A 9940-nucleotide genomic window follows, 5' to 3' on the forward strand; every position below is an offset into this window, starting at 1 on the left:
GCGCGGGGAGGGGAGGGGATGGTGGTCAAGCCCCTGGACTTCGCGGTGCGTGGGCGCAAGGCGCTGCTCCAGCCCGCCATCAAGTCCCGTGGGAAGGAGTACCTGCGCATCATCTACGGCCCGGAGTACACCGCGCCCGAGAACCTCGAGCGGCTGCGCCAGCGTGGCCTGTCCACGAAGCGCTCACTGGCGCTGCGGGAGTTCGCTCTCGGGGTGGAGGGGATGGAGCGCTTCGTGCGCGGTGAGCCCCTGCGCAGGGTGCACGAGTGCGTCTTCGGCGTCCTGGCGCTGGAGAGCGAGCCGGTGGACCCCCGGCTCTAGCCGCCCCACCCGGGCGCTCGGGCAAAAAGAAAAGCCCCGGAATCACTTAGGAAAGTGACTCCGGGGCAGTGGCCAGGGTCGGACTTGAACCGACTACCTGCGGATTATGAGACCGCCGCTCTAACCAGGTGAGCTACCTGGCCGTAAGTTCTAACCTACGGCTTTTACTGCGGAACTTCTACTCCCTCAATACTGCCTCTCCAGTGGTTGTGCAACTTGTACGGACTTCGTACGGACTGGAGAACTGACATGCCCCGGTGGACGGGAAAGTGGGCCGGTGGCCGGACCTACGTGAACAAGCAGGGCGGCACCGTGTGGGTCCTCGAAAAGCAGGTCCACGGGCGGCTCTATACCACACGCTTGGCGGCGGGCAACGAGAACGAAGCGCTGGGGGAGCTGGCGCTGTTCAAGAGGGACCCGGACGCCTACATCGCGCGAGCCCAGCCCCAGGCGGCAGGGCCGGCCGCCAAGGGGGAGTCCGCCGCCTCGCCGGTCTACATGGACCCCGAGCGGGTGGGGCGGTTCCTCGAACACCTCAAGCGCCAGGGCCGCACGGAGCGCCACCGGAAGAACGTCCGGAACTACCTGGCGCAGTGGGCGGAGGCCCTCTTCGAGAAGGACCTGCGGACCCTCCGGCTCCAGGACCTCAAGCAGGTCCTGAACGGCTGGTACGACGACGCGAAGAAGGCGATCGTCGCCAAGCGCCACCGCATCGCGGCCATCAAGTCGTTCTTCTCCTGGCTGCGTGAAGAGGAGGCGGTGCTCACCACGGCCGAGGACCCCACGCTCGCGCTGAAGGTGCCGCCGGCCCGCCCGGAGAAGGTCATGCGCGACAAGGGGTACTCCATGCGGGACGTGGAGCGCCTCTATGCCGCCATCCAGGGGTGGGAGTCCAAAAAGTACGGTTGGAAGGGGACGGGCCGTGTCACCGACGTGCAGCCGGTGCGGGACGTGCTGATGCTCCACGCCAAGTGCGGCATGCACGGCACCGAGATTGACCGCCTGGCTCGCGGAGAGGGCAAGGTGAAGGTGCTGCAAGGGCAGGGCGCCATCGCGGGCACCATCACGTTCGTCCACAAGTCGGGCCGGGTCCACGTGCAGTCCGTGGATGCGCAGGCCCTGGGCGCCGCCTTGCGCCTCCAGGCCCGGGGCTCGGCTCCGGCGGACTGGTGGATCCGCCAGGTGGTGAAGCGGGCGGCGAAGTCCATCGGCCTGGAGCCGCTGCGCATGGGGGAACTGCGCCACAGCTTCGTCACCTGGGCCGCGGAGTGCGGCGTGGAGGTGAAGCCGCTGGATGGGGGCGTGCCGCTCTCTCGCATCGCCGCCACCATCGGGCACCAGTCCGCGGTGACGACGAAGAAGTTCTACGAGGGGGTGAAGGTCCCCCCGATGATCCAGCTCCCCATCCGCCTGGAGCACCCGGAGGATCCCGTGCTGCTACTCGACCGGCAGCTTCGCGATGGCAGCCGCCAGTGAACTCGCATCCTTGATGCGGGACTTGGCGGGGGCGGACTTCGTCGGCTGTGCAGCCCGGGCTGAGATACCTCCGGCCTGCAACAGCGCCTCCACGGAGGACTTGAGCACCATGCGCCTCCTGCCGAACTTCTCAGCGGCTTGAAGTCGGCCCTCATTCAGCAGCTCGTACACCTTCGTGGTCCCGCAGCCCAGCATGGCGCCGGCCTCCTTCACGGTGCAGGCGAACTCTGGGTTTGGGGTGGTCGAGCCAGGGGACGTTTCCGGCTGGCGGACTGAGGGGACCGGCAGGGCCAGGAAGTTCGAGCCCGCGCTGAGTCGCGCCAGTAGGAGGCGGTTCACCTCCACCGCGCGCTCTTCGGCATCAAGTGGCTTCCTGCACTCCACGCAGGGGGCGTCCAGCTCCTGCTCGGTCGGAGGGCGATATGGATGCCACTCCCACCACTCGACGCATCGCCGACACACCCAGCCCTCGGGACGGCCCAGCATCATGGGAAGGGGGAGACGGAGAAAATCTGGCGGTGGTGGAGGCGGTGGCGCGCAGGCAACTCCCCTGGGAACGGCAGGAAGGCGACGGGGCCCCTCGCTTATCGGCTTCGGTCCGTCGTCTGGCACTTCGGCGTTCCCTGCGGGTGGCAGGAGGCCCGTGCTTGATTCACCCACGCGCTTCGCCATCACTCGTCTCCTCAACAGGGAAACAGTAAGACGGCTGGCCACCCCCATCACCGAGGACGTATCCGGCAGGACGGGCCCCAGAGGGGCAAGCACGGGTTGGCGGGTCGCTACCGGGATGATGCGCCTGCCGCCCGCCGGGTTGATTCATTGAGGAGCGCACGGGCAGCAGCGTCAGCCCTGTTGCGATGCCCAAGAGGAGCGGGGCCATGAGCGACACACAGACGGGCGGTGTGCCCAGCGGCGGCAGACGGAGGAAGATTCCCTATCATGCGCGTCCTCTGCCGCCCCGGCTTCCGCTGCCCACAGGGAGCGTGCTGGATGCATGCCCGTACCTGGACCTCGTGGACCGATGGCTCACGAACGTGGGGAAGGTGCAGGAACTGGTGGTGGCCTGCGGCTACGCCCCTTCCGCGTACTGGCAGGAGGCGCTGATTCATCGCTACGGGGACACCCGCCTGGTGAGTGACGAGGAATGGAACTGGTTGTCGGCACAGCCGCTCGGCGTCCACGAACGGCATCCGCTCTTCAAGCTTCGGCAGACGCTGGTGGAGATCGCCGAGGCGGCCCATCCGCCCGCTATCAGTGAGGAGGACACCCTGGTCATCTGGGGCGCCCCCTCGCCGAGGGGCAAGCCGTTCTACCGCACGGCCGGGGTGCTGCTTCGGAGCGAAAGGCTACGAAAGGCTGTTGAGTGGCGCCCCGAAGATGGGCTGTCCGACTATCTCGACTTCATCAGGGCATGGGCTCAAGCCAGTGGCGTTGGGGATGGCAATACCCTCCGAGGACTGGAGGGTCTACTTGCCCGCTTCAGGGACAACCTGCTCAACGAACACCCTGAAAAATCCTTTGTTTCGCTGGGGCGCGACAGCCTGGAATGGGTCCGGTTGGTGAGTCAAACGCACGGCCCCAGGGCTGCTTATTATCTCTTTCGGTGTTTGCAGCGGCTGGCGGCCTACATGCGAAAGGATACGCAGGCCCAAGGCTGGCTAGCTCGCTGGAGATCGACTTGGTTGCGCGGATCGAGAACCAACCCAGATGCGATTCCGGGAGCCTCCACGCACGCCCAGCTCCTCACGGATCTTCTGCGGACCCATGTGTTCGAGCCAGAGCCCTACGAGGGCTACTCGGCGGGCCGCAAGGCAACGACCTACAGGCTGAAATGGGTTCCAGATACCGGTTCGTACACCGAGGAGGACGCGGCCAGGAGACTCGGGCTTGAACTGAGGGACGGGAAGCCGGTACGCAGCAACAAGCCCGCTCGCTTCAACTAGGACCAGCCCTTTACATGCTGTAATCGTGGGGGCTCTCTTCTTCTGTCGAGCGCTCAGCAAGAATCGAGAGCTCCTCTCAGGGAAGCACCTGACATCTTGTAATTCGGGTGCCCTCTTCATTCCTCCGAGGGAGGGGTGGAAGTCGAGGACGAAGGATTCGAGAGCCCTTGATATCTCGTAACTTCTCGGCCCTTTCTTTCAGACGAGGACTGGATTCAAAGTCCTCGTCTGCTTCTCTCTCTATTCTCTTAATATATTGTAATTACATAATATAAAGAAAATAGAAGAAGAGGGAAGGACTCAAAGGTCCCTTCTCTCGGCGCTGGAGAAGGAGGCCAAGAACTACAAGATACCAGGAGTCCTTCGGGACAGAGCCCTTGAAAAACCACCCCTGGCCTCGTTCGAGAAGAGACCCAGAACTTACAAGACACCAGGAGTTCCTGGGGCCTCGCTCGGATGTTTCATTGTCAGCGGGAGAGCAACCAGTGGGAGCCATCTTCCCTCTTCCCACCAGGCGAGACCCCGCCGGACAATCCTGACATGAACGCTCCCGTCCGCTCCGCCCTCCAGGCCGCGCAAGCCGCAATCAACGGTGCCTGCTCGAAGGGCCCGAAGACTGCCGAGGGAAAGTCCGCCTCCTCGCTCAATTCGCTCCGTCATGGGTTGAGCGCCAATAACCTGTTGCTGCCCGGTGAGGACGCTCAGGCATACGAGCACCACCTCGACCGGCACTTCACCACCTTCGCGCCCACCACACTGCCCGAGGCCGTCATCGTCGCCCAGCTCGGGGACTTGAGCTGGAAGATGGAGCGCCTTACCAAGCTGGAGAACGGGCGATTACTCGCCCGGCTGGATGAGGAATTGGAGAAGACCGACGCCTTCGGGCTCGTCACCAGCACGCGCCGGGCCCTGGAGGCGCTGTCCGGCCTCGTGGCCGCCCTGGACGCCCGCCGCACGGCCCCGAAGGAACCAGAGCTGACGGAGGCACTCCTGCGCGGCCTGGAGGGCACCCTGACCCTCCTGCGCGAGGTGCCGGGGCTGCCGGAAGCTGTCATCCACCCGCTGAGCCTCGCGGTTGAAGAGGCCCGCGACACTCGGCAGGACGGACGCCTGGAGCAGACCGCCTACGAGCACCTGGGCGATATGGCGAAGCTGGCGCGAGGCGCCCTTACCGCGAAGCTCGCTCAGGAAGAGGCCGCCCTGGACCCCGTACGCGAACAGCTCGCCGCCGAGGTGCTGCTGCTGGAGGACAAGGACCTGCGCAAGTTGGAGAGGCACCGTCGGTTGCTCGAAAGCTCCATGTCCCGCCAGCTCGGTCTGCTCAGCCAGATTCGGGTCCAGGTAGCCGCGTCCAAGCCCGAGGTGCAAGCCGAAGCCCGGGAGCTGCGCGTGAAACTGCGGCTGGTGAGGTGAGGCCCCGGGTTCGTTCTGTCACGCCCTCCCGGGCTCAGACCGTTCCCGTCACCTCGCTAATCGGTAGGGCTATCCAAACGTGGCAGGCCCCCCACCTCCCAGGGGGACTGGGGTTCCCTTGCCTCGGGTCCACCTGGAAGGCCCCCGGTCCTCTCCGGGCTGCCCGGGGGACGAGGGCGGGGCTCGGAAAATTTTCGGGGTCTACTTGGCGCCGGCCTACCCCCATCAGGTACTGATGACCGCACCCCACCCCCTGTGTTCGCCCTCTCGCTTCTCGCGCACGAGGGGTCGGGGCGACTCCGGCACTTCAGCTTCTTGGGGATGGACCGGGGAAGGTGCCCAGGGGCTTCTGCCGTCCGCAGGGCGATTGCCAGCCACCTCCACCTTCAACCAGGGTGTGGCCCCCGTCCGCCCGGTGCTTGAGCGGTAAGAAGAAGGGTGGGGCCGCCGTTGAAGCACGGCCCCACCCTCCTACGTCACCGCGCTTCCCTGCGCCGTCCCAGGAAGTCAGCCACCACCGCGAGCATGGCGGCGGCCACCTCCCGGACCAGGCGCGAGGTCAGCGCCTTCTTGAGCCAGTCCATGGTGCACCTCTGTTTCGAGCTTCCCGCCTCGGGCCTTACGCCACGAGCCGGAGCTGGGACTCGCCCAGGATGGCGGTGAGGGCCTGCCGCTTCATGCTGGCGGCCTTGCCCATCCAGATGGACTCCAGGCGCATCGCGTCCATGCGCCTGCCCTGCACCGCCCGCGTCTGCCGGTGGTGGTCCGCGTACTCGGCCACCGCCTGGAGGGCCGCCCAGGCGGAGCCCTGCATGTCGCCCTCGATGCCGACGCCCGCGTGGTACAGCTCCACCACTTTCTCCCGCGCGTGGATGATGCGCGGGTGATTTCCCTCGTCCTCGGGCATGGGCAGCACCGCGTCCAGCACGCGGCGGAGCTGCTCCTCCGAGAAGGGCGTCACCGCCAGCCGGTTGGCCAGGTCCCCGAAGCGGGCATAGCTGTCCAGCAGCTCCCGGAACGCCCGGCCAGCCTCCTCCAGCCGCTGCTTCGCGTTGTCGAAGTGCGGGATGTGCCACTCGGCCCCGTCCTGCTCGTTGAGGGCGACGCCGATGGTGTTCTGGCACACCACGCGGGTCGCCACGTTCTTGAGGGTAATCGCCGTGGTGCCATCGTGGCCGGTGTAGCCCAGCACGTAGCGGCGGATGGGACTCTTGTCGCCCCGGACGCGCAGCGGCTCGGGCAGCTCTCCCAGCAGCCACCCGCGCCCGCCGTTGCGGCCCAGCGTGCCCGCCGTGTGGAAGATGGCGCCCACGCCGCCGGCCGCCTCCACCAGCGTGCGGGCCACCTCCTCGAACTGGACCACCTCGTAGCCCTTGTGGACCGTGGCCAGGTACTCGCCCGTGTCGCCCCGGAAGAGGCCCTTGCGGTCCGGAATGGGCTCCTCCATCGGTGGCGAGTGGAGGGGGCGCTCGACGGCGGTGTAGAAGCCGGCCGCCTGCACCACCTCCTCGTAGGTGCTGGCGGTGGGCAACTGCGTGCCCAGGCCGTGCCAGGGCTCCTCGCCGACGTAGGCCATCTGGTGGATGTCGTGAGACATGGTGCTCCTCCTCGTGGTGAGGGCGCACCTCGGGCCTGAGGGACGTGGAGCGGGTGCTCCGCGGCCCGTGTGACTCGCGGTACGCCGTGTTGCGGGTTGGGGTTGGAGGAAGGCGTCCGGCCCACAACGGGCTGGACGTCAGCGGAAGTCTCCCGCCAGGTGCTTATGCCGCTGCATGGAGCGCCTTTTCTTCAGGCTCCCGGGGCAAGGTCACTCTGCTCTGGAACTCCATGGACTTCGACCCTCAAGATGGGGAGCGATGACGCGGAGACGAGCATGATGTTGCGCTGGGGAGCGGTGGTACTGCTGGTCCTGGTGGGCACGGGTTGTGCCACCTCACGGGTGGTGCGCCTGGACACGGGCGAGGGCCAGCCCATCATCTACACGCCGCGCGCGGACGCGGAGCCCGTCGAGCTGGACGAGGACGAGTTCGCGGAGGCGGTCCAGAAGCTGGCGCGCACCGCGCCTCTGTCCTCTCGGCCAAGGGATGCGGCGTTGAGGCTGTTCAACCTGGGTCAGCCCCGCGCTTCCTCTCCTATGCGCGGGCGCCTGGGATTGGTCTCCGTCGAAGATCCGCAGCGGGGCCGGCTTCTCGTGACCGAGGAACCGGACGCGGAAATGGAGCTGGCGAGCGCCTACGGACGCTGGTGCCAGCGCCAGAAGAAGCCCCGGGACTGCCTGCATCTGCTGGACGAGGACGTCACCCTGGGCCAGGAGGGCAAGCGCACCCTGGCCTTCCGTCTGGCCCTGGATTCGGTCTGGGACGAAACGGCCGAAGCGCTGGGGGAACTGACGGACAAGGATGCGATGGTGACGATGCTCGCCACGACGGGAGCCATCTATTTCGGCTTATGGCTGGTGCCCGACCCGGTGCTGTCGAAGGGCATCGCCGCGACCCTGACGGTGGCGCTTATCGCCTATCTCGGGTGGGACACGGTGTGGAGCCTGGTGAAGGGCTGGAGGATGCTGGCGAAGGAGGTGGAGGCGGCAACCACCTTCGATGAGCTACAGGACGCGGGAGAGAAGTACGGGAAGGTGATGGGGAAGAACGCGGCGCGGGCGTTCGTCATGCTCGCGATGGCGGCGTTGGGGAGCACGGGACAGACGTTGGCTGCACGGCTCCCCACGCTTCCCGGCTCCGCGCAAGCCTCGCTGGTGGGGGCGGGGCAGGGCGGCTTCCGGCTGGCGGCGGCGGGCCAGGTCACCTCTGTGGCGGTGGCGCCGGGAGGCGTCATCACCATCGCACTGGACCCGGAGGCGGTCGCGGAGACGGCACGCGGCACGCGCGCCGTGGCGTCCGAGCCGGTGGCGACCTCGGCCCACGAGCACCACATCGCCACGAACAAGTGGTGGGACTCCACCAACCTGGGTGGCCCGTGGTCGCCCAGGTTCCAGAAGCTCTTCAATCGGGCGGGCATGTCACTCGATGACGCGGCCAACAAGGTTCGCGTGCCGGGCCACAAAGGGCCTCACCCGCAGAAGTATCATGAAGAGATATACGAGCGGCTGGAGGATGCAATGGAGGGCTGTCGGAGCATCCAGCAATGCAGAGAGGCGCTCGTTGGAGAACTTCGGGTTCTGGCCAAGGAGATCACCAAATCTGGCTCCCGGCTCAATGCTCTGGTCACTCGGAACTGACGCACAGGAGGAGTCATGACGATGAGATACTTCAAACTCTCCGATGACATGAGTCTCCAAGGGCGCTGGTTGCTGGGAGACCCCACAGATTCGCAGGGCCAGGAGGTTGATGACCCCTGGCAGTTCAAGGCTGGCTGCCCCGTCCAGATTGAAACGCGACTCAAGATCCCCATCGACCATCCCGGGAGCCCTCTCGATTATTCCCTGGCGGGTGTTGGTAACACTCCTATCGTTCACAAGAGGGTTGCGAACATCTTCGCGGAGCTGGCGCCTGACGACGTGCAGCTCCTTCCGGTTGACGTCGACGGACAGTCCGAGCCGTACTGCATTCTCGTTGCTACTCGGCTCATCCGGTGCATCGACGACAACGCCTCGGAGGAGGTGCGGTACTGGAAGCCGGAGGATGGACGCTCGGAGAAGGTCGGGAAATACCGCGGTGTGTCGGGCATGCGAATCGACCCGACGAAGATAGGCGGCACCAAGGTGTTCCGGACCTGGGGATGGACCATCGCGCTCATCGTGTCTGAGGATGTCAAGGATGCGCTGGAACGCGCGCGCGTCATTGGGGCGAAGTTCGAGGAGGTCACAGGCCCGAGCGCCATCAGTCCGGAGGAGCGCGACCGCAACCGGAAGCTCCTGGCGCTTCGGGATGAGACGGACGTGGCCCGCGAAGCCTTCTGGCGCACCCTGGGGAAGCTGGACGACGAGGTCATCATCCCCATCGTCGTTGGTGGCAACTGGCCCGCCCGGCGCCAGGTCTGGCGTGTCATCCACCGCCCCGAGGGGCGGACTCTGCTGGTGACGGACGGGCTGTCAGACTTCTTCGTGGACCGCGCGGAGCCGTCCGTGGGCTTCGGCCTGGAGCTGGCCCTGGAGACGGACGAGCCCCTCGGAGACGTCGAGAAGAGCTGGCCCCTGCTGCTCCTGGAGCGGGTGGGGAACGAACTCGCGGAACACGAGAGCGTGCGCGAGAAGGTGAAGGTGGGCTTCCTTTCCATGGAGGTCGCTGGCCAGGGCGTACCCGAGCCGCTGCTGACGAAGGAGGGCAGGGTGGGGGTGCTGCTGGGCATGGAATCGAGCATGCTTCCCAGGAGATTCACCATGCCGGCCGGAGAGGTGCGGCTGGTCACCGTCAAGGTGCTGATGCCCGCCGAGCTGGCGTACCTGCTGGACCACGGGAAGCGTGGTCGGGACGAGCTGGTGCGGCGCTTCGCCCAGGAAGGGCAGGAGCACCTGTCTCGCGCCTGGCGCCAAGCCGTGGTGTGACCACCGGCCGGCTCCAGGGGCTGGGAGCTGGCCGGTGCCATCATGGAAACGCTGGAGCCGGTGGAGCGTTGCTCCGGGAAGTAGGGGTTTGTGCCACCGCCTGAATCCAGCAACAGCCTGACCAGGCAGGTAGCGAACCTCCCAGCAGCCCTCAGGAACCTGCTAGGTTGGGTCCGAGGTGGGCTGCCCCCATGGTCATGCACGCAGAGAACTTTCAGGTGTACCCGGCGGCGCTGGGGCCCGGCACGGAGGTGGGCACCTGGCGGGTGGTGGAGCGGCTGGGGGT

The 9940-nt window shown here is 66.4% G+C and carries 7 protein-coding genes, 1 tRNA gene and 1 pseudogene; 6 read left to right on the plus strand and 3 right to left on the minus strand.

All coding sequences use genetic code 11. The annotated features are described in order from the left end of the window. Positions 1 to 321: pseudogene (locus HG543_RS47095) on the plus strand (hypothetical protein); the annotation flags it as partial. A gap of 69 nt (positions 322 to 390) precedes the next feature. Here the strand turns inward: HG543_RS47095 and HG543_RS47100 are convergent. Further along, positions 391 to 464: transfer RNA gene (locus HG543_RS47100), tRNA-Ile, on the minus strand. A 106-nt stretch (positions 465 to 570) separates the two neighbouring features. On the opposite strand from HG543_RS47100, the gene HG543_RS55995 reads away from it, so the two are divergent. Continuing rightward, entirely contained in the window at positions 571 to 1797 is a 1227-nt protein-coding gene (locus HG543_RS55995) for a tyrosine-type recombinase/integrase (protein WP_246357807.1), read from the plus strand. On the opposite strand, the gene HG543_RS56680 is transcribed toward HG543_RS55995, so the two are convergent. After that, the gene (locus tag HG543_RS56680) at positions 1759 to 2181 is read right to left on the minus strand and encodes a helix-turn-helix domain-containing protein (protein WP_169351520.1); all 423 of its coding nucleotides are present in this window, start codon (positions 2179 to 2181) and stop codon (positions 1759 to 1761) included. The genes HG543_RS55995 and HG543_RS56680 overlap by 39 nt on opposite strands. Positions 2182 to 2675: 494 nt before the next feature. Here HG543_RS56680 and HG543_RS47120 point away from each other — a divergent pair, with 494 nt between their 5' ends. Both HG543_RS47120 and HG543_RS47125 read left to right on the plus strand, forming a co-directional pair. Continuing rightward, entirely contained in the window at positions 2676 to 3740 is a 1065-nt protein-coding gene (locus tag HG543_RS47120; RefSeq protein WP_169351521.1) for a hypothetical protein, read from the plus strand. A 540-nt stretch (positions 3741 to 4280) separates the two neighbouring features. Continuing rightward, a complete protein-coding gene (locus tag HG543_RS47125; RefSeq protein WP_169351522.1) occupies positions 4281 to 5153 on the plus strand; it encodes a hypothetical protein in 873 nt (290 codons plus the stop codon). Between the two features lie 619 nt (positions 5154 to 5772). Here HG543_RS47125 and HG543_RS47130 read toward each other — a convergent pair. Beyond that, entirely contained in the window at positions 5773 to 6750 is a 978-nt protein-coding gene (locus HG543_RS47130) for a DUF932 domain-containing protein (RefSeq protein ID WP_169351523.1), read from the minus strand. Positions 6751 to 7026: 276 nt separating this feature from the next. Here HG543_RS47130 and HG543_RS47135 point away from each other — a divergent pair, with 276 nt between their 5' ends. Both HG543_RS47135 and HG543_RS47140 read left to right on the plus strand, forming a co-directional pair. Next, positions 7027 to 8388 (plus strand): AHH domain-containing protein, encoded by a 1362-nt coding sequence (locus tag HG543_RS47135; protein WP_246357808.1) that lies wholly within the window; start codon positions 7027 to 7029, stop codon positions 8386 to 8388. 48 nt (positions 8389 to 8436) lie between these two features. Further along, complete coding sequence (locus HG543_RS47140) at positions 8437 to 9654, plus strand: imm11 family protein (protein WP_343073611.1); 1218 nt, start codon at positions 8437 to 8439, stop codon at positions 9652 to 9654. Positions 9655 to 9940 lie beyond the last annotated feature (286 nt).

This window comes from Pyxidicoccus fallax (genome assembly GCF_012933655.1).
GTDB lineage: Bacteria > Myxococcota > Myxococcia > Myxococcales > Myxococcaceae > Myxococcus > Myxococcus fallax.